The sequence below is a fragment of the Ruegeria sp. CL3 genome, assembly GCF_056536505.1.
In genome coordinates this window covers 1-17627 of sequence record NZ_JBQFPT010000023.1, presented here as the reverse complement: position 1 = coordinate 17627, position 17627 = coordinate 1, and the positions used below count along the sequence as shown (strand labels likewise).

The 17627-nt window shown below is 56.4% G+C and carries 19 protein-coding genes; 10 read left to right on the top strand and 9 right to left on the bottom strand.

Features of this window, described 5'->3' with window-relative positions:
- From ACR0NO_RS21940 to ACR0NO_RS21925, 4 genes are all read left to right on the top strand, one after another.
- The coding region (locus ACR0NO_RS21940) for an SAM domain-containing protein (protein WP_480725679.1) at positions 1–309 on the top strand (309 nt) is incomplete at its 5' end.
- Positions 310–1457: 1148 nt separating this feature from the next.
- Positions 1458–2207: a class I SAM-dependent methyltransferase gene (locus ACR0NO_RS21935; RefSeq protein ID WP_480725677.1), complete on the top strand. Its 750-nt coding sequence runs from the start codon at positions 1458–1460 to the stop codon at positions 2205–2207.
- Positions 2204–3145 carry a hypothetical protein gene (locus ACR0NO_RS21930; protein WP_480725676.1) on the top strand — a complete coding sequence of 314 codons (942 nt, stop codon included), beginning with the start codon at positions 2204–2206 and terminating at the stop codon, positions 3143–3145. Before ACR0NO_RS21935 ends, ACR0NO_RS21930 begins: the two co-directional genes overlap by 4 nt.
- A 912-nt stretch (positions 3146–4057) precedes the next feature.
- Positions 4058–4189 carry a hypothetical protein gene (locus ACR0NO_RS21925; RefSeq protein WP_480725674.1) on the top strand — a complete coding sequence of 44 codons (132 nt, stop codon included), beginning with the start codon at positions 4058–4060 and terminating at the stop codon, positions 4187–4189.
- A 542-nt stretch (positions 4190–4731) separates the two neighbouring features.
- On the opposite strand, the gene ACR0NO_RS21920 is transcribed toward ACR0NO_RS21925, so the two are convergent.
- From ACR0NO_RS21920 to ACR0NO_RS21910, 3 genes are all read right to left on the bottom strand, one after another.
- Positions 4732–5046 carry a DUF1244 domain-containing protein gene (locus ACR0NO_RS21920; RefSeq protein WP_170556692.1) on the bottom strand — a complete coding sequence of 105 codons (315 nt, stop codon included), beginning with the start codon at positions 5044–5046 and terminating at the stop codon, positions 4732–4734.
- 76 nt (positions 5047–5122) lie between these two features.
- Complete coding sequence (locus ACR0NO_RS21915) at positions 5123–5362, bottom strand: DUF6868 family protein (RefSeq protein ID WP_480725673.1); 240 nt, start codon at positions 5360–5362, stop codon at positions 5123–5125.
- A gap of 61 nt (positions 5363–5423) precedes the next feature.
- Positions 5424–6161 carry an N-formylglutamate amidohydrolase gene (locus tag ACR0NO_RS21910; protein ID WP_480725671.1) on the bottom strand — a complete coding sequence of 246 codons (738 nt, stop codon included), beginning with the start codon at positions 6159–6161 and terminating at the stop codon, positions 5424–5426.
- A 127-nt stretch (positions 6162–6288) separates the two neighbouring features.
- Between ACR0NO_RS21910 and pyk the strand changes: the two genes are divergently transcribed.
- The 5 genes from pyk (at position 6289) to rplT (ending at position 10745) form a co-directional block, all read left to right on the top strand.
- On the top strand, positions 6289–7734 hold the full coding sequence (gene pyk / locus ACR0NO_RS21905) for a pyruvate kinase (RefSeq protein ID WP_170475104.1): 1446 nt from the start codon (positions 6289–6291) through the stop codon (positions 7732–7734).
- A gap of 246 nt (positions 7735–7980) precedes the next feature.
- On the top strand, positions 7981–8418 hold the full coding sequence (locus ACR0NO_RS21900) for a universal stress protein (protein ID WP_170380993.1): 438 nt from the start codon (positions 7981–7983) through the stop codon (positions 8416–8418).
- Positions 8419–8432: 14 nt separating this feature from the next.
- Positions 8433–9983 (top strand): alanine/glycine:cation symporter family protein, encoded by a 1551-nt coding sequence (locus ACR0NO_RS21895; RefSeq protein ID WP_170380992.1) that lies wholly within the window; start codon positions 8433–8435, stop codon positions 9981–9983.
- A 181-nt stretch (positions 9984–10164) separates the two neighbouring features.
- A complete protein-coding gene (rpmI, locus tag ACR0NO_RS21890) occupies positions 10165–10365 on the top strand; it encodes a 50S ribosomal protein L35 (RefSeq protein ID WP_010443552.1) in 201 nt (66 codons plus the stop codon).
- A gap of 14 nt (positions 10366–10379) precedes the next feature.
- Positions 10380–10745, top strand: a complete 366-nt coding sequence (gene rplT, locus ACR0NO_RS21885) for a 50S ribosomal protein L20 (protein WP_008756009.1) — start codon at positions 10380–10382, stop codon at positions 10743–10745.
- 91 nt (positions 10746–10836) lie between these two features.
- Here the strand turns inward: rplT and ACR0NO_RS21880 are convergent, their stop codons facing one another.
- Both ACR0NO_RS21880 and ACR0NO_RS21875 read right to left on the bottom strand, forming a co-directional pair.
- Positions 10837–11655 (bottom strand): DUF2189 domain-containing protein, encoded by an 819-nt coding sequence (locus ACR0NO_RS21880; protein ID WP_480725669.1) that lies wholly within the window; start codon positions 11653–11655, stop codon positions 10837–10839.
- A gap of 142 nt (positions 11656–11797) precedes the next feature.
- Positions 11798–13189: an aminotransferase family protein gene (locus tag ACR0NO_RS21875; RefSeq protein WP_480725668.1), complete on the bottom strand. Its 1392-nt coding sequence runs from the start codon at positions 13187–13189 to the stop codon at positions 11798–11800.
- A 224-nt stretch (positions 13190–13413) separates the two neighbouring features.
- Between ACR0NO_RS21875 and ACR0NO_RS21870 the strand changes: the two genes are divergently transcribed.
- Positions 13414–15042, top strand: a complete 1629-nt coding sequence (locus tag ACR0NO_RS21870) for an acyl-CoA synthetase (protein WP_480725666.1) — start codon at positions 13414–13416, stop codon at positions 15040–15042.
- 96 nt (positions 15043–15138) lie between these two features.
- Here ACR0NO_RS21870 and ACR0NO_RS21865 read toward each other — a convergent pair whose 3' ends face one another.
- The 4 genes from ACR0NO_RS21865 to ACR0NO_RS21850 all read right to left on the bottom strand — a co-directional run.
- Positions 15139–15474, bottom strand: coding sequence for a DOPA 4,5-dioxygenase family protein (locus tag ACR0NO_RS21865; RefSeq protein WP_480725665.1), 336 nt, complete (start codon positions 15472–15474; stop codon positions 15139–15141).
- A gap of 90 nt (positions 15475–15564) precedes the next feature.
- On the bottom strand, positions 15565–16821 hold the full coding sequence (gene fahA, locus ACR0NO_RS21860; protein ID WP_480725663.1) for a fumarylacetoacetase: 1257 nt from the start codon (positions 16819–16821) through the stop codon (positions 15565–15567).
- 20 nt (positions 16822–16841) lie between these two features.
- Complete coding sequence (locus tag ACR0NO_RS21855) at positions 16842–17465, bottom strand: LysE family translocator (RefSeq protein ID WP_480725661.1); 624 nt, start codon at positions 17463–17465, stop codon at positions 16842–16844.
- Positions 17466–17471: 6 nt separating this feature from the next.
- Positions 17472–17627: homogentisate 1,2-dioxygenase domain-containing protein (locus ACR0NO_RS21850; RefSeq protein ID WP_480725681.1), on the bottom strand; the 156-nt coding region annotated here is incomplete at its 5' end.

The window sequence follows — 17627 nt, the reverse complement described above, 5'->3', positions numbered from 1 at the left end:
TACGCAGAGGCTTTCAAAAAGCAAGATGTTCGCGTATCGGATCTTCCTATTCTAACGAAGAACGATCTGATTGAGATCGGACTTCCGATTGGGCCGCGTAGGCGAATGCTACCTTATCTTGAAGCAATATCAGCGAGTAAGTCCGAATGGTGGAAGCTGGTCGAATTGCGCGATTCACTGGTATCGGTCTTGTATGTGCGGGACATATCGACGGAAAAAAAGCCTTCATTGTCCCTGATGATGGCGGTAATGAGACCGATTTTGAATTTTCTGTGTAGGCCGGTTTGGCATGGCGCAGTGCCTTTCTAGTGACGTTTGAGCAAAGGGGTGTAGGACCTTTTCGCACGAGCCCCTACAGGGCCCCTCCGGTCCAAAAATCCCGCACTGCGCTGCCGACCCCGCACGGGCAAAACTCAGGCTGCGGTGTAGCTGCTGGTGTTGCCGTAGCGACGCGCCTCGGCCCATTCCAGCAGGTGTCACGGCGGTAGAGCGGCCCGACTTATAGAATTTTGGGCCAAACCCTGTCACACGCCATTTCTGAATGGTGCGCATGCTCTGACACAGAAAGCGTCGAATACCATTCAGTCTTGTAATAAGGGGCCGTGTCCACTTTTACAGAATTTGCATGCCATCGGGAATTCTTTCGAAGCTCCATGCTGTCGGTCACGCACACCTCATCTTGTTCGCGTGGTCAAAAAACCTACTCGGTGTAGGGTCCAGGTTGAGTAAGTTCACCCCAAATATTGCAGAGACGTGATCGGTATTTTTGCTGCTAGAGGAAACAAGTGACGCAGCCAAGTTCCGACGCTTAGGAAATGGCTGGTATGTGGACGAACCTGCCATTCTGGTGACTAACCAAACGCCCGCTTTGTAGTGCGCCAGAAATATGACGCCGTAGTCGTCCAGTTCGTCATTGGGAGTAGGATTCTCGCATTGAAAACTCCGGCCAGAAGAAGTTGTTTGCTGGCGCCAAGAGTTGGTTGGTTACGAGGATTGGATCGGCTCGACGGAGCTCGCTTGCTCCCATGGCTTCGTCAATCAACCGCCTCATCGGGTAGCCGAGGGTTTCAGTCTCCGTTAAAAACTTTCGGGACGAGGTCGCGGATCAGCTCCGACAAGACCATGCGATTTCAGCCGATGGCCGTTTAGCTTAACAGGATATGTTCGATATCAAGCGTGACTTCGAATTGATACTATCAAAGAAGAACCGCTGAGAGCATCAAATGGATGGAAAGGTGAGATTTGTATATCGGTTCAGGCGTAAAGGGTGTCTTTCTAGCTGAGAACGCCGAACGCTTTGCTCCTGCCTCGAAGAACTAAGCTGGACCGGTCCTCAAGCAGTTGCATTTGCACTCGAAAAGCTGAATTGTCGCTAGAAGGAGTGAACGGTACAAGCCGGGTTACTAATCTGCCCGATTGCGGTTCGAAGCCGCTAGAACTTTTGGAAGGTGTGTTCAATGTTTAGTCCAGCAAAGGGCTTTCCTTATCGGCGCTTCTTTCGCCGGCTTCACAGCAAGTACATCTTCGATTGGTATTTGGAGATTGGTTGCAGGGAGGGAACAATCCTGTCCATGGTTCAGGGAAAGACGATCGGGGTTGATCCACATTTTCGACTTTCTTCTGGAGTTTTGGGCAAAAAACCGGAAATGCTTCTCTACCAAGAGGAAAGTGATACTTTTTTCGCAAAGGGGAGACTTGAACGGCTGGGCGCGAAAATTTCCGTAGCTTTCATCGATGGGATGCACCTCTTCGAGTACGCGTTAAGGGATGTACTGAATACCGAACGGTCAATGGCTCTCGATGGTGTGATTTTCGTTCACGACTGCTTTCCAAGAAACACAAAGATGACGACCCGCGATCTATCTTCGCTACCAGAAATTTGGACAGGCGATGTATGGAAATTGATCCCGATACTGCAGGAACACCGGCCCGATCTTAAGCTTACTGCCTTTGACGCGGCACCGACGGGACTATTAGCGATCACTGGCCTAGATCCGAAGCAATCGTACTTGAAGATTGGGACGTCTCTAGACGACATCGTTTCGCACTATCAGGATATGGAAATTGACGAATTTGGTATTGAACGCTTCTTCGAGCAACTTCCTTTTTCCAGCGCGTTGGACGAAGTACGTGCCAGTTTCCCAATAGCAGCACACCTGCACCGTCCTGAACTTGCCTTGCCTGAAGCATCCATCGTAACTCCATGAAACAGCGTGTTATTTTCGCCTTTCCACGTTGGCGTCGCAATCAAGGATCGGTGGTGCCTCGAGTGCAGCAAAATGCCAAACTCTTGGCCGAAGTGTATTCCGACACCTATGAAGTTGAGACGGTAGCACTTGCCAAACCACGCTTTACCGAACAGCATGAAGAATTTGTTCGACATGCTAAAGGTGCAGTTGTCATAGGACTTCAAACAAGCCTGCGCCTTCTTGGACGTGATCGCATGATTGCCCTGCGAGAGACCTCTGCCGGCATGTGCTCGGATCACGTAGACAGTGTCCCTGAAACAGACGAGCTAGGGATTTACCATGCACATATACTTGCGTCCCGTGTAGGCTGCCGGCGCGTAAATACACGTCTTGCAAAGGAAGGTGTTTCCGGGTCTTCCGTTGTCCATGTGACCCATCACGCCGATCCGCGGATTACTCTTGTTTCGGCGGCTTCAAGATCGGATTTTCGAATTGGCTATCTTGGGAACCCAAGAAAGATGATTGCACCGCCCGACCCGCGAGCGGTCCAAGTTCTAACTTATAAGGATCAGAGTGATTATACTAAAGCGCTGCAGCAAATGACTGATTATCCGATGCACTACGGTGTCCGGCCTCGAAGTGCGAGCCGAGAGGTTTCAAAGCCTTTCACCAAGGGCTTCTTCGCCGCGGCTATGGGGGCGAACATCTTGGTCAACAGGCAAACAGATGACGCGGAATTCTACCTTGGAACGGACTATCCATATTTGATCAAGTCATTCAGGGCACGCCACATCGCTGAAGGCATAGAGACCGCGCGGGCAGGCTATGGCGGTGCGGAATGGCGACGTGGACTTGAAGTTATGGAACATGTTCGTCAGCTCAGCACACCGAATTTCGCCATTAGAGAACTTGCGGAGGCGATCAAAACTGCGCTTGCCATTGCGGACCAGAGTTAGGCTGGTTTATTGGGCAACACGGCGTGTTTTTCTTTGATCGTTCGATGCTACAATTGACGGGGTTAGAAAGGCGCATCTCTGCGGCTTCCTATTCTCTATCTGACGTCTTCCCAGTCCAGTCAAAGTAGCCTGATCTGAAACCGTGTAGCTGGCGACCAAACCTATGTGAAATGGAAGCCCAAGCCACAAAGCTGGTACCGAAAGTAGTCCAACGAAAAGAAAATTTGCGGACCGCAGACTCATTAAAGAATTTCGATCAATTTATGCTCGTTTCGCTCGAACTGAATGACCGCCTTGGGCTCCAAGCGGTCATTTGAGAGATCGGCTTGGATTGTGGTCTTCCCTTCCTGTTGTAAACACGGTCCCGCGCATACCCCGGGAAGTGAGAAAACTCGTATGTACCTTATACGTAGACGCTACACGTAATTTAGTACGTGTAAGTAAACGTTTAGGGGGCTGGTCGCGTCGAGTGTTTTACCTAGCTAGGCGGAGATCATGGTTGGGTTTCAGTGAGCCTACGATTGTATTGAGCGCGCTGTGTTTTCCTCCGCTGCCGGCTGTACAGGATCATAAGCTAAATGCGCGTACTGCATGGTTGTCTGAATCTGACTGTGACCCAGCTATCGCCCGACCATTTGGATTGGCACACCCGACGATACGGCATTTGACGCATAGGTATGGTACAGGTCGTGAATGCGGACATCGTGCAGACCCAGCCCGTTTAGTATGCGACGCCATGGCTTTTGCAGGTTGGTGGCGCGATGGCCAGAGCTAGCCCCGGAAATGACGCAAGGGTTGTTGCGAAGCTGTGGCAAGGCGCTTAGAACCGCTCGGACCGCTTGTAGTAGAGGAATGCGCCGCGCCTGTTTTGGTGTCTGGAAGCTCCATTCCTGCATCTGTAGTGAAGGGCCATTGCAGCGTCTGGATTTCGCCGAGGCGACACCCGGTCAGGATCAGCAACCGGAAGGCGGGGACAGCAAACACGCCGTGTCCGTCCATCTTTCCGATACCGCGCTTCATAGGTTATTGGCCCCGGATGCATGACGCGGACGCCAAACCCGGCAATCTGGCTGTACCAGACAAAGTAGTATTTCGCCTCAACTGGTAAGGCTTCTACCGCGGGCTTGGTCAGTTTGGGCATCCCTCATCCTTTCGCTGTCATCGCCCCATGGAAGCATTGTGGAAGTAACGGGAAGCGTTTCATGGCGTAGGAGGTAGAAACGGGGCGTGCTGGTCGCCAAAATTAAAAATGATTCCAATAAGATAGATTAAATCCGCGCCTTCCGGCGTAGTTGGTATAGGTGAGCGTAAGCTATCTCATAACCTGAAGGTCGTAGGTTCAAATCATACTACCGCAACCAATGTTTAGGGTCAGATAATAACAGCTTGAATGCCGCGTCCGCGCGGTGTTTCTAATTGCGACAACCCAACTGAAAGCACTGTGGAAGCATCACGAGCGGAAACGGCTTGTTCAGAGATCAACCTAAACTCGAAAAACATGAGCACGCATCACAGAGTGCTTTGGGGTGCTTCCGCATAGGAATTGATCATCAGTCTTAAGTGTTTGGCCGCGTGGTTTCAAGTTCTTAGCCCTTCTTCGTGACATTCTCATCAAACGCGACCTTGAAGGCGGCTTGTTTGTCCGGGCTGGCTTCGGTCTGGTAGTTGGCTTTCCATTCATCCATGGTCATGCCGTAGAAGATCTGACGAGCTTCGTCTTTGCCCATCTCGATGCCTTTGTCGTTGGCCGCTTCCTGATACCAGCGTGACAGGCAGTTGCGGCAGAACCCGGCCAGATTCATCATGTCGATATTCTGAACGTCGGTGCGATCTTCCATCAAATGCTTTTGCAGCCGACGGAACGCTGCGGCTTGAAGTTCGATTTCGGTTTGCTTGTCCATGGTCTGGCTCCGAATAAGTGGATGCGGTCTGTTTCCGAATTAACGCTCTGATGTGCGTGTTTCAACTGACTCAGCGTTAGGCCAGTTTCAAGGCCAGCCAGGGAATGATGGAGAAAATCAAAGTGAGGATCTTGTAGTTGGCCAGATACCTAAAATAGGCGCGCTCTACATCAGGCCGCTCCATTCGGAACATTCCGGCATGAACCCCTAGAATCCAGTCCTGCAAAAGCACAATCATAACGGTTGTGAACAGCAAAACGACGATGTTCAGTACCGCCATCCAGCCAAAAACACTTGTCAGCAACTCTTGTGTCATGGTCGCCTCCTTCCCGGTCTCCAATGTGGGGGCTGAAGGTGCAGCTCACAACAACGTGCGATCAAAGGCCGCTGTCTGTTAGCGCATCCTGAAGGATCACTGCGAGCCTTTCTGCCCAGGCCCGCTGTCCCGCGTGATCCGCGATCAGATCATTGCGAAGCTCAATCAATGCATTTGGTCGACCGTGCGAGGTGCAATGCGTGTCGATGGCATCGCCGGGCAGAACGCCGGTATAGGGCTCATTCACGCCGACGCACAGATCGTCTTCGGCCATCAGGCGGTTGATCAGAGGGCGTGAGAAGCGCTCATCCGGGGTGTGCAGAACGCCAACATGCCAAGGCCGTGGTTCCCGACCGCGGAGTTGGCGGGTGAAAGAGTGCATAGACACGATCACCGCATGGGGCAGGGCGGCCAACCTCCCAAGCGCGTCGTGATAAGGGCGGTAGCACATGTCCAAACGCCGCTCACGCTCGGCTGCATCAGCGTGGCGATTGCCGGGAATGATCGAACCGTCATAGAGCTTCATCAGCAGGGTCGGGTCGTCCTCACCCCGGTTCGGATCAATCACTAGGCGCGAGAAATTGGCTGCGATGACCGGCGCATTCAGGATCTCGCCCAGATGTTTCGAGACCTCGTAGGCGCCGACATCATAGGCGATGTGGCGTTCCATATCTTCGCGCGGCAATCCCAGATCCCCGCCGTTGATTTCGGGGGGGACGGTGTTGGTCGCATGATCGCAGGTGATCAGCCATCGGGACGGGCGATCCTCGCCATGGATAAAAAACGGAGTGTATGTCATGAGCCTGTCATCAAGTTTGCGGCAGGTGTATGGCAGTTGCTTCCAAAAGGGAATTGCGCAATAACCACCCCCATACTGTTTGCGGTAACATTGCCGCATCACCGTGGGATTGAGGAGAGCGAAACCAGTGCGACGCCTTAGAAATGTAAAAATCGTGGCGACGCTGGGACCGGCGTCCAATGACTATGACACCATCCGGGCGTTGCACGAGGCCGGGGCCGACGTCTTTCGCCTGAACATGAGCCATGGCAGCCATGACGAGATCCGCGAACGGCATCGAATTATTCGTCAGGTGGAAAAGGATCTGGACAGCCCGATCGCGATTCTGGCCGATCTTCAAGGCCCGAAGCTGCGTGTTGGGGTTTTTGCCAATGATGCGGAAGAACTGGTAGAGGGCGCGGCGTTCCGGCTGGACCTCGACCCCGAGGCCGGAGACATCAACCGTGTCTGCCTACCACACCCCGAGATTTTTGCGGCGCTGGAACCCGGTGCGCGGTTGCTGGTCAATGACGGTAAGATCCGTCTGACCGTGCAGGATTGCGGTCAGGATTTCGCCAATTGTACTGTCGAAGTCGGAGGGACGATTTCGAACCGCAAGGGTGTGAACGTGCCTGATGTGCTGCTGCCACTGGCAGCCTTGTCAGCCAAGGATCGCGACGATCTGGAGTTTGTGTGCCAACTGGGCGTGGATTGGCTGGCGCTCAGCTTTGTGCAGCGGGCCAAGGACGTGTTCGAGGCGCGTGCGCTGGCGGATGGACGGGCGTCGATCCTGTCGAAGATCGAAAAGCCCGCAGCGGTAGAGGCGTTTGACGATATTCTCGACGCATCAGATGGGATCATGGTGGCGCGCGGCGATCTGGGGGTTGAGTTGCCGGTTTCGGCTGTGCCCCCGATCCAGAAACGTCTGGTTCGCAAGTGCCGTGGTGCGGCCAAGCCGGTGATTGTCGCGACCCAGATGCTGGAGAGTATGATCGAAAGCCCGATGCCAACCCGCGCCGAGGTCTCGGACGTAGCAACTGCGATTTACGAAGGCACGGATGCCATCATGCTCAGCGCGGAATCTGCGGCAGGTTCGTACCCGATCGAGGCCGTGCAGACCATGAACAAGGTCGCCATCGAGGTCGAGGCCGACCCGACCTACACGCAGATCATCGCCGCCTCGCGTACTGCCAAAGGGTCGACCATCGCGGACGGTATCGTGGCAGCCGCGCGGGAGATCGCGGAAAAGACCGACATCAAAGCGATCTGCTGTTTCACCCAAAGCGGCACCACAGCACTTTTGACTGCGCGTGAACGTCCCGGTGTGCCGATCATCGCCATGACGCCAGCAACGGGAACCGCCCGCCGTCTGTGCCTGAGCTGGGGTTGCCACTGTGTGATGACGCCCGAACTTGAGAGGTTCAAGGGGGCCGTGGTCAATGCGGCCCGCGCCGCGCGCGCTGGGGGCTTCGCCGCCGAGAGCGACCAGATCGTTGTTACCGCAGGCGTTCCGTTCAATGTCCCCGGAACCACCAATATTCTGCGTATTGCCCCTTGTGACGAGCGTCTGATTTACAACACCGATCCGGGATGAGTTTGCCCGGATTTCAGGAAGGATCATATTGAGAACTCTCAAGCCGCCTAATTTTTAGGCGGCTTTTCTTGTTTGTTTTCAAGGGGAAGATGCCCGTAGGGTTGTATCCAGCAAAAATACCTCTGTTTTTTGGTGATTTTGCCGGATACTGAACCTTAGGGCGATCATCTCAGATAGTTCCAGGTTCCGGTCGCCCTACCGGGGGCACGGGTCCCGGTCAAACCAGAAAAAAAATGGAGGAACGTCATGACAACAAAGATTGTCATTGGACTGGACGGGACAGAAACCGGAGAGCGCGCTATCGCCTTTGCCAAGGATTTGGCCGGGCGGATTGGCTCATGCGAAATGCTGGTTGTTTATGTCATCGAATGGTCCCCTTTCACTTTCCAAACACCGGAAGAAAACGCCCAACGGCACAAGCGGCGCGAGGAAGAGGTCGAACTGGCCACCTCACGGATCATTGCCCCTACGGTTGAGGCGCTAAAGGCCGATGGGTTCGAAGCGCACGGCATCGTGCGCCATGGCGACGTGGCCGAGACGCTGAACGCGATCACGGTCGAAAACGGCGGCACTCAGATCATCGTCGGCCGCGCCTCGGCGGATGGGTTCAAGAAACGGCTGTTTGGTAGCTCGACTCAGAACTTGGTCATGCATGCCGACGTGCCTGTCACGGTCGTGAACTGAGCGGAGGGATTAGGATGAATATGCTTCAAAAACTGGGCCTTGGTGCGACCATGGCTCTGATGTCTGGCCCCGCTTTCGCGCAAGAGGCGCCGGGTCTGGACGAGAAGATCAATCAGGCTTTCGCAGATTTTACCGGCCCCTTCGTTAGCTTTATCTTCGCGCCGTTTCCGGGCACTGGTTTCCCATGGATCGTGGGGTGGCTGGTCGTCGCGGCCACTGTGTTCTCGCTCTATTTTGCATTTGTGCAATTCCGATTCTTCGGACATTCGATCAGCTTGGTTAAAGGCGATTACTCCGACCCCAATGACGCGGGTGAGGTCAGCCATTTTCAGGCCCTTGCCACCGCTTTGTCGGGGACAGTCGGTCTTGGGAATATCGCCGGTGTGGCGGTTGCCATCGGGATCGGTGGGCCGGGAGCTACGTTCTGGATGATCGTCGCGGGCCTGCTGGGCATGGCGTCGAAATTCACCGAATGTACATTGGGTGTGAAATACCGCAACGAATATGAAGACGGCACCGTTTCGGGTGGCCCGATGTACTACATGTCCAAGGGCTTTGCCGAGCTGGGCCTGCCGGGTGGCAAGATCCTGGCCGTGCTCTTCTCGATCTTCTGTATCCTTGGCGCATTAGGCGGGGGCAACATGTTCCAGGCCAATCAGGCGCACCAGCAGATTGCCGGGATTGTCGGAGATTATCCGGGTTGGATCACAGGTCTGGTCTTTGCGGGCATCGTCTTTGCGGTGATCGTGGGCGGCCTGAAATCCATTGCGCGCGTGACCGAGAAGGTCGTGCCCTTCATGGGTGTCATGTATGTACTGGCGGCGCTGGTTATCATCCTGATGCATGCAGACCAAATCGGCTGGGCCTTCGGTCAGATCTTCGCAGGCGCCTTTACCGGCCTCGGTGTTGCTGGCGGTATGGTCGGTGCGCTGATCCAGGGCTTCCGTCGTGCGGCGTTCTCGAACGAAGCGGGCGTGGGTTCCGCTGCGATTGCGCACTCAGCCGTACGGACCAAAGAACCGATCACCGAGGGCTTCGTCTCGCTGCTTGAGCCGTTCATCGACACGGTTGTGATCTGTACAATGACTGCGCTGGTGATCATCATCACCCAGCAGCTGATCGTTGATCCGGCAACCGGCAACTACATGCTGAACGAAGCGGGCAACGCGATTGCAACGGTCGATGGCAATACCGGCGTCAGCCTGACCTCGGCGGCCTTCGGCAGCGCGTTCAGCTGGTTCCCGTTCATTCTGGCGATTGCTGTGGTTCTGTTTGCCTTCTCGACCATGATCAGTTGGTCCTACTATGGCCTCAAGGCCTGGACCTATCTGTTCGGCGAAGGCCACACCAAAGAGTTGGTCTTCAAGATCATCTTCTGCATCTTCGTTGTCATTGGTGCGGCGGCCAACCTTGGCCCGGTCATCGATTTCTCGGATGCGGCGATCTTTGCGATGGCGGTTGTGAACGTCTTTGCGCTCTACTTCTTGATGAAAGTGGTACGCCAGGAGCTGGCGTCCTATTCCGAGCGTCTGAAGAGCGGCGAAATCCGCAAATTCAGCCACTAAACACTTCACCGGGGCGGCCCTGTGCTGCCCCGGTGCATTGGCCACTGCGAAAAGCGCAGATTCTGGGCCAAACCCCCTTGCCAGTATGACTGAACTTGCGTAAACGGCGCATCTGATCGCGTGACCGGCCGAGATGGCATGCCGAGTCGCGTTTAGTACCGAACCCTGAAAGGAGACGGAAATGCCTAAGATGAAGACCAAGTCGAGCGCCAAGAAGCGCTTCAAGGTGACTGCGACCGGTAAGGTCCTTGCTGGCCAGGCCGGCAAACGGCACGGCATGATCAAGCGGACCAAGAAGTTCATCCGCGATGCCCGTGGCAACACCACCCTGTCCGCCCCCGACGCCAAGATCGTCAAGGGCTACATGCCCTACGACCGCTAAGAGGAGATTAAGAGATGTCCCGCGTTAAAGGTGGAACCGTAACTCACGCCCGTCACAAGAAGGTCATCAAGGCCGCCAAAGGTTACTATGGCCGCCGCAAGAGCACCTTCAAGGTTGCCCGTCAGGCCGTCGACAAGGCGAACCAGTATGCAACCCGCGACCGCAAAAACCGCAAGCGCAACTTCCGCGCACTGTGGATCCAGCGTATCAATGCTGCTGTGCGTAGCCATGACGAGGCTCTGACCTATTCCCGCTTCATCAACGGCCTGAACCTGGCCGGTATCGAAGTGGACCGCAAAGTTCTGGCTGACCTGGCCGTACACGAACCGGAAGCGTTCGGTGCGATCGTCGCCAAAGCTCAGGCTGCTCTGGCTGCCTGATCTCTGAAAAGAGAGACAGTGAACAAAGGGCCGTCCCATTTGGGGCGGTCCTTTTTGTTTTGGATGTGCCTTTCCCTCCCAGGGGTCCCGTTCAATTCTCGGACGGAGGAACGGCACGCTGATACAGGTGCCACGTGGTATGACCAAGGATCGGCAGGGTGAAGATCAGGCCCAAGAATGCCGGGATCAGCGAGAGCAGCATGGTTGCCGAGATGATTGCTGCCCAACCCAGCATCACCACCGGGTTCTCGGTGACGACTCGGATCGAGGTCAGCATGGCTGATACGAAGTTGGTCTCTCGGTCCAGAAGCAGCGGCATGGCCACAACGGTGACCGAAAACAGCACGGCCGAAAGGCCCGCGCCGATACAAGTGCCAATTGCCAGAAACGTCCAGCCCTCGGGTGTGAAGAAGACGGTGTTCAGAAACCCGTCAAAGTCCGAGAAGGACGCATTCTGCAGGATGATCGCCAACCAAAGGCGCACCTGATAGACCCATACCCAGAAAATGAACAGGGTGACAAAGGCCATCCAGCCCATCTCGCGTTTGCGTTGATTGGCCATCACCGTCAAGATATCGGACCATCCGAACTGTTCCCCGTTCTGCAATCGTCGGGACATTTCATAAAGCCCGGCAGCGGCAAAGGGCGCAACCAGTGGAAAACCCACAATGGCCGGAATGATCATCCAGACCTTGCCGAGCCAAATCAGGCACCACACAAAGACAAGGCCAAAAACGGCGTAGAACAGGCCGAAAAACCCGCTCATGACAGGGCGGGCCAGAAAGTCCGCCACGCCCGCCTTCAACGAGTCCTTGATGTCTTGCGCACTTACTGTGTTGACCTTGAGCGCTGCACCTTGCGGCGACGCCATATCGCCCGAAGGTTCCGTGTCTGAGGTTTTGGGTGTCATGGTACACTCCTCTGCATGCAAGTCTGCGCCGGTTGATACGCAAGAGCAAGAGGTGTGTCTGATCGTCTGGTTCGCAAAAAATTTTGCGGCCCGGAGGAAGGGAAACCGGCGCAGGAACGCCCGGTTTCCCGTTTTTCATTCTCTAGCCGAACACACGCCCAAGCGCGCCGTCGACCGCATCGGTGATCTGGTCGATATCATCCGCCGTCGCGATCAGAGCAGGCGAGAAGCACAGCGTGTTGTTGCGACCCGGCAGCGAGCGGTTGGTCGCGCCGATGATGACACCCTGCGCCATGCAGTCTGCCACAACGGCCTGTACCTTCTTTTCGTCCATCGGTTCACGTGTGGAGCGGTCTGCAACCAGTTCGGCACCCAGAAACAGGCCTTTGCCGCGCACGTCGCCGATGACCTTATGCTTCTCCATCAGCGCTTGCAGGTTACCCATCATGCGATCGCCCATTTCGACGCAGTTGCCCAGCAGGTTCTCATCCTCGATGATGCGCATATTCTCGATCGCCGCGGCCGGACCAGCGGTGCAGCCGCCGAAGGTCGAGATGTCACGGAAATAGTTCATCGGATCCGCCGCGTCGTCTTTGAACATGTCAAAGACCTCTTCGGTGGTGACCAGACAGGCGATGGCCGCATAGCCCGAGGCAACGCCTTTGGCCATGGTGACAAAGTCAGGCTTCACGCCATACTGTTGGTAGCCGAACCAGGTACCTGTCCGACCGACGCCGCACACAACCTCATCAATATGCAGCAGCACGTCGTACTTCTTGCAGATCTCCTGTACGCGCTGCCAGTAGCCTTCGGGTGCTTCGATCACGCCGCCACCTGCGGTCACCGGCTCAAGGCACAGCGCGCCAACGGTGTCTGGCCCTTCACGCAGGATGACCTCTTCGATCTGGTCGGCAGCCCACTCGCCAAAGTTTTCCTCCGGCGCGCCGTTAAGTTCGTGCTTGCGGTATTCCATGCAATGGGGAACACGCACGAAATCCGGAGCAAACGGGCCGTATTGCGCGTTGCGCTCGTCCTGACCACCCGCTGACATCGCCGCCAGAGTCGAGCCGTGATAGTCGCGATCACGATACAGGATTTTGGTCTTTTTGCCGCCATAGCGCTTGTGCGCGATCTGACGGATCATCTTGAAGGCTTTCTCGTTCGCCTCGGAGCCTGAGTTTGTGTAGTAAACGCGGCTCATGCCCGGCATCTTTTCGATCAGCTTCTCCGCAAAGATCGAACCGGGAATCGACCCTGCCGAATTCGCAAAATAGCAGAGCTTCATAAGCTGATCATAGACCGCCTTACAGATGGATTCGCGGCCGTAGCCGACGTTCACCGTCCAGACGCCGCCAGAAACCGCATCCAGATGCTCTTTGCCTTTCTGGTCCCAGACACGCATGCCTTTGCCTTCGACAATGATGCGAGGATCGTTTGTTTCAAAGGGTTTATGCTGGATCAGGTGGTGCCAGATATGGGCGCGGTCGGCCTCGACCACGCGGGAAAGATCGTTTTCGTTGAACGTGCCGTCCATGACATGTCCTTTCAGTCTGATGCGGTGTGCAGATTGTGGGATCGGTCCCACGATAGCAAGTAAATGCGATGGCCCAGATCACCGCGAATGGGGTCGCGAATATAGGGCCAGATGTCATCATAGCGTATCGCCAGAGCCCCGCCAGTTGTCGTATTTCTACAAGATGGTCACAGCCTCGTGTTTATGGTCATGTGGCGACACACGCGAATTGGGAGGGTTGGCGGATGCAAGCAGCCAATATGTATGAGCGTCATCTGGATAAGAACCGTGCGAATTACACGCCGCTATCCCCGCTCAGCTTCATCGAACGGACGGCGGCGGTGTATCCCGACTACCCGTCCGTCGTCTATGGAGACCGCCGCTATAGCTGGGCACAGACCTATGCGCGCTGTCGCCGTCTGGCCAGCGCCCTGACGGCCCGTGGGGTGGGCAAGGGCGATACCGTCTCGATCATCGCTGCCAACATCCCCGAGCTCTATGAGGCCCATTTCGGTATTCCCATGGCCGGCGCTGTTCTGAACGCGATCAACACGCGCCTCGATGCGCCGATCATCGCCTTCATCCTTAACCATGCCGAGGCCAAGGTGCTGCTGGTCGACCCCGAGTTTTCCGCCGTCGTCAAAGAGGCGCTGCCGCAGGTCGATCATGACCTTCTGGTCATCGATATCGAAGATCCTAGCTTTGATGGTGGCGAACGCCTTGGCAGCCTGACCTATGACGCCCTGCTGGACGAAGGCGACCCTGAGCTTGACTGGTCTCTGCCCGCGGATGAGTGGGATGCGATTACGCTAAACTATACCTCTGGCACGACCGGTAACCCCAAGGGCGTGGTTTATCACCACCGGGGAGCCGCCTTGAACGCGCAGTCCGATCTGCTGGATTGGGGTATGCCGAAGCATTCGGTCTATTTGTGGACCCTGCCGATGTTCCACTGCAACGGCTGGTGTTTCCCCTGGGCCATGGCGCTGAATGCCGGGGTCTCGGTTTGTTTGCGCGCGGTTCGGGCCGAGCCGATCTATACCGCCTTCCGGGAGGAGAAAGTCACCCATTTCTGCGGCGCACCTATCGTGCTGAACATGCTGGCGCATGCCCCAGATCACCTCAAGGATTTCGACCACCAGATCAAAGTGATGACCGCCGGTGCCCCGCCGCCAGCTGCCGTGATCGAAGCGATGGAGGGAATGGGCGTCGAGGTGACCCATGTCTACGGCCTGACGGAGACCTACGGCCCTTCGGTCGTCTGTGCGTGGAAGGATGAGTGGAACCAGAAGGACCCAGCCGAACGGGCCGCTCTAAAAGTAAGGCAAGGTGTGCGCTATTCGGCGCTGTCCGGGCTGATGGTGGCCGATCCCGAAACGCTGGAGCCTGTGCCCGCCGATGGCGAAACCATGGGTGAGATCTTCATGCAGGGCAATGTGGTGATGAAAGGCTATCTCAAGAACCCCGATGCAACCGACAAGGCGTTCAACGGCGGTTGGTTTGCCTCGGGCGATTTGGGGGTGATGTACCCCGATGGCTATGTCGCGCTGAAGGACCGGTCCAAGGACATCATCATCTCGGGCGGCGAGAATATCTCATCCGTCGAGGTTGAGGGTGTCCTCTACAAGCACCCTGCCGTCATGGAGGCCGCCGTGGTCGCTCGTCCAGATGAGAAATGGGGCGAAACCCCGTGTGCTTTCGTTGAGCTAAAGCCTGAGGCCAGCGCGACCGAGGCCGATCTGATTGCGTTCTGCCGGGACAATATGGCCCATTTCAAAGCGCCCAAGACGGTGGTGTTCGGGACTTTGCCCAAGACATCCACCGGCAAGGTTCAGAAATTCGTGCTGCGGGATCAGGCGCGGGGGTTGGGCTAAAGCGTTTTGCGTTTTATCTGAGGCAAAGCTACCGAAATGCGCGTTCGGCCGCAGGGAGAGGCAGCGTATTTCGGTTCAAATCAAACGCAAAGCGATCTAGGCCTTGTCGAAAATCGACAGGTCCAGATCTAAAAGCTCTCCCATCCACACGGCGTGATCCCGGTGGTCGGCCAGATCATCGCCGGTTTCAGCATGGGTGAAAATCGTCAGGCCCTGCCGGTTGAGCATCAACCACGGAATGACCTGATCGAACGCGTCGGCGGCAAAGCCCAGCTGGCAGCTCCACCTCGGATGCGGACCAACCGGGCGCGCGTGCATACGCCCCAATTGGACCGGAAAAAGGCGGGCGGCCTCTTCGCAAATCTGTTGCGCTAAATCCTGTGTGTCGGCGTCGAAATAGACATGGGCGTGATAGCCGGTGATCTCAGACATCGGGGGCCTCATTGCTTGGATGCAACCAACCTAGGCGGTCTTGGTCCTCAATCCTACCAACACCGGCACACAGGTGCTGTGCGGCATGGCTTAGGGTTTGAGAGGGTCCTCCAGCGCCGGAAGCACAGTGCCATGGCAGGTCCCGAACCCGATTGTATAGCCATCCCCCTGCGCGGAACCGGACAGGGTGAGCGTGTCTCCGTCCTCAAGGAAGCTGCGGGCCTCACCAGTCTCAAGGTTCAACGGGTCTTTGCCGCCCCAGCTGAGTTCCAGCAGCGAGCCTCGTGTGTCTCGCGTCGGCCCAGAAATCGTGCCGGACCCAAGCAGGTCCCCGGTATTCATAGGGCAACCTGAACTGGCGTGATGGGCCAATTGTTGCGCGGCGGAGTAGTACATCTCGCTGTAATTCGTGCGGGTGATTGTGGTCGCAGTCTGGCCTTCGGGGGCCAGCGTCACCTCAAGCGAAAAGTCATAGAGCATAGGGCCGCAATCCTTCAGGTGATCCAGCAACTCGAATTCTCGCTCGGGTGTGTCGCAGCGGAAGGGCTCCAGCGCCGGTTTGGTCACGATCCATGGGCTGATTGATGTGGCCGTGGCCTTGGCTTGGAACGGCCCAAGGGGTTGATACTCCCACGCTTGAATGTCACGGGCGGACCAGTCGTTCAGCAGAACGTAGCCGAAGATATGATCGTCCGCCTGCTGTACCGAGATCGGGCCGTCGGACGGAGTGCCAACGATTGCCCCCATCTCAAGCTCAAAGTCGAAGCGGCGGCTGGGCAAGAAGGCGGGTTTGTCCTGATCGGGCGACTTCAGCTGCCCCCACGGGCGCCGGATATCCGTACCCGACACCACGACCGACGATGCCCGACCATTATACCCAATGGGAATATGAAGCCAGTTCGGAGGCAGCGCGTTCTCGGGGTCGCGGAACATCGAGCCCACGTTGAAGGCGTGATGCCGGCCGGCGTAGAAATCGGTGTATTCGCTGACCGCGAAGGGCATGTGCATGACAACCGCGCTTTGCGGCACCAGCAGGGGGGCGACCGCCTCTTCTTCCGCCGCGCCTTCGGACAGAAGCGTGGTCAGGCGGTCGCGCAGGGCGGCCCAGACGGCGGGGCCTTGCTCCATCAAAGGGTTCCAGAAGGGCAGGTCGAAAAGCGGCTCATCGGTCAGGGTGATCAGCCCTTCGGCCTCAGCTGCGGTGACATCGAGGATCATATCCCCAATGGCAACGCCGCATCTGGGCTCTTCTTCGCCAAGGGCAAACACCCCGTAGGGCAGGTTGTTCAACGGAAATGGATGGGCCGCGTCATTGGCCGAGGCTACCCAGGATTTCAGCAAAGGCATCTTTTGATCCTTGTCTTGGTTTATTGAGCGTCTCGCAGGGACTTCAGCCCCAGCAGAACGGCAGCCAGAATCATGAACCCGCCACCCGCGCGGTCCAGCCATAACCGCGCAGACCCTTTGAGCCGCGTAGCTAACCAACTGGCGCTTGCTCCGTAGGAGGTCAGAAACAACCCGTCCATGATCAGATATGTGCCCGAGAGGATCGCGAATTGCGGCCAGAAGGGCAGAGCGCCGTCGATGAACAGCGGAAACAGAGCAGCAAAGAAAACAACTGCTTTGGGATTGGCGGCTGAGGTGATGAAGCCCTGCATCCACAAGGTTTTGCGGCTGGCCAGCTGTGCAGTGTGCGCTGTTTGAGGTTTGGCTTTGACAATCGCTTTGACACCGAGAAAGACCAAATAGGCGACGCCCAGCCATTTGATCACAGTCAGCGCTGTGCCCGAGGCTGCAATAATCGCGGCAAGCCCGAGACCCGCCGCCAACATCTGCAACAGGTTCGCCGTCAGATCGCCAGCAGCCGTGAACACGCCCCGGCGCAGCCCGTTGGTGGCCGAGTTCGACAGCATCAAGAGCTGGCTCGGCCCCGGAGTGCTCATCAGCAGCAGGACGGTGGCGACATAGGTGATCCAGATATCAAAGCTCATGGCAGGTTATTTCCTTCCCGGTGTCCCATCGAACTTTTTCTCAAGCGAGGACCAGCAGTCAATATAGTCGTCCTGCAAGGGGGCCTCGGTCGCGGCGAAGGCCGTCAGATGCTGTGGGAAGCGGGTTTCGAACATGAAGGACATGGTGTGGTCCAGCTTGTC

What these genes read in the sequence shown, in the direction of transcription:
- ACR0NO_RS21935 (WP_480725677.1), top strand. Translation starts at nt 1,458, where the DNA reads ATGTTTAGTCCAGCAAAGGGCTTTCCTTATCGGCGCTTCTTTCGCCGG.
- ACR0NO_RS21930 (WP_480725676.1), top strand. Translation starts at nt 2,204, where the DNA reads ATGAAACAGCGTGTTATTTTCGCCTTTCCACGTTGGCGTCGCAATCAA.
- ACR0NO_RS21920 (WP_170556692.1), bottom strand. Translation starts at nt 5,046, where the DNA reads ATGGACAAGCAAACCGAAATCGAACTTCAAGCCGCAGCGTTCCGTCGG.
- ACR0NO_RS21915 (WP_480725673.1), bottom strand. Translation starts at nt 5,362, where the DNA reads ATGACACAAGAGTTGCTGACAAGTGTTTTTGGCTGGATGGCGGTACTG.
- ACR0NO_RS21910 (WP_480725671.1), bottom strand. Translation starts at nt 6,161, where the DNA reads ATGACATACACTCCGTTTTTTATCCATGGCGAGGATCGCCCGTCCCGA.
- ACR0NO_RS21900 (WP_170380993.1), top strand. Translation starts at nt 7,981, where the DNA reads ATGACAACAAAGATTGTCATTGGACTGGACGGGACAGAAACCGGAGAG.
- ACR0NO_RS21895 (WP_170380992.1), top strand. Translation starts at nt 8,433, where the DNA reads ATGAATATGCTTCAAAAACTGGGCCTTGGTGCGACCATGGCTCTGATG.
- rpmI (WP_010443552.1), top strand. Translation starts at nt 10,165, where the DNA reads ATGCCTAAGATGAAGACCAAGTCGAGCGCCAAGAAGCGCTTCAAGGTG.
- rplT (WP_008756009.1), top strand. Translation starts at nt 10,380, where the DNA reads ATGTCCCGCGTTAAAGGTGGAACCGTAACTCACGCCCGTCACAAGAAG.
- ACR0NO_RS21880 (WP_480725669.1), bottom strand. Translation starts at nt 11,655, where the DNA reads ATGACACCCAAAACCTCAGACACGGAACCTTCGGGCGATATGGCGTCG.
- ACR0NO_RS21875 (WP_480725668.1), bottom strand. Translation starts at nt 13,189, where the DNA reads ATGGACGGCACGTTCAACGAAAACGATCTTTCCCGCGTGGTCGAGGCC.
- ACR0NO_RS21870 (WP_480725666.1), top strand. Translation starts at nt 13,414, where the DNA reads ATGCAAGCAGCCAATATGTATGAGCGTCATCTGGATAAGAACCGTGCG.
- ACR0NO_RS21865 (WP_480725665.1), bottom strand. Translation starts at nt 15,474, where the DNA reads ATGTCTGAGATCACCGGCTATCACGCCCATGTCTATTTCGACGCCGAC.
- fahA (WP_480725663.1), bottom strand. Translation starts at nt 16,821, where the DNA reads ATGCCTTTGCTGAAATCCTGGGTAGCCTCGGCCAATGACGCGGCCCAT.
- ACR0NO_RS21855 (WP_480725661.1), bottom strand. Translation starts at nt 17,465, where the DNA reads ATGAGCTTTGATATCTGGATCACCTATGTCGCCACCGTCCTGCTGCTG.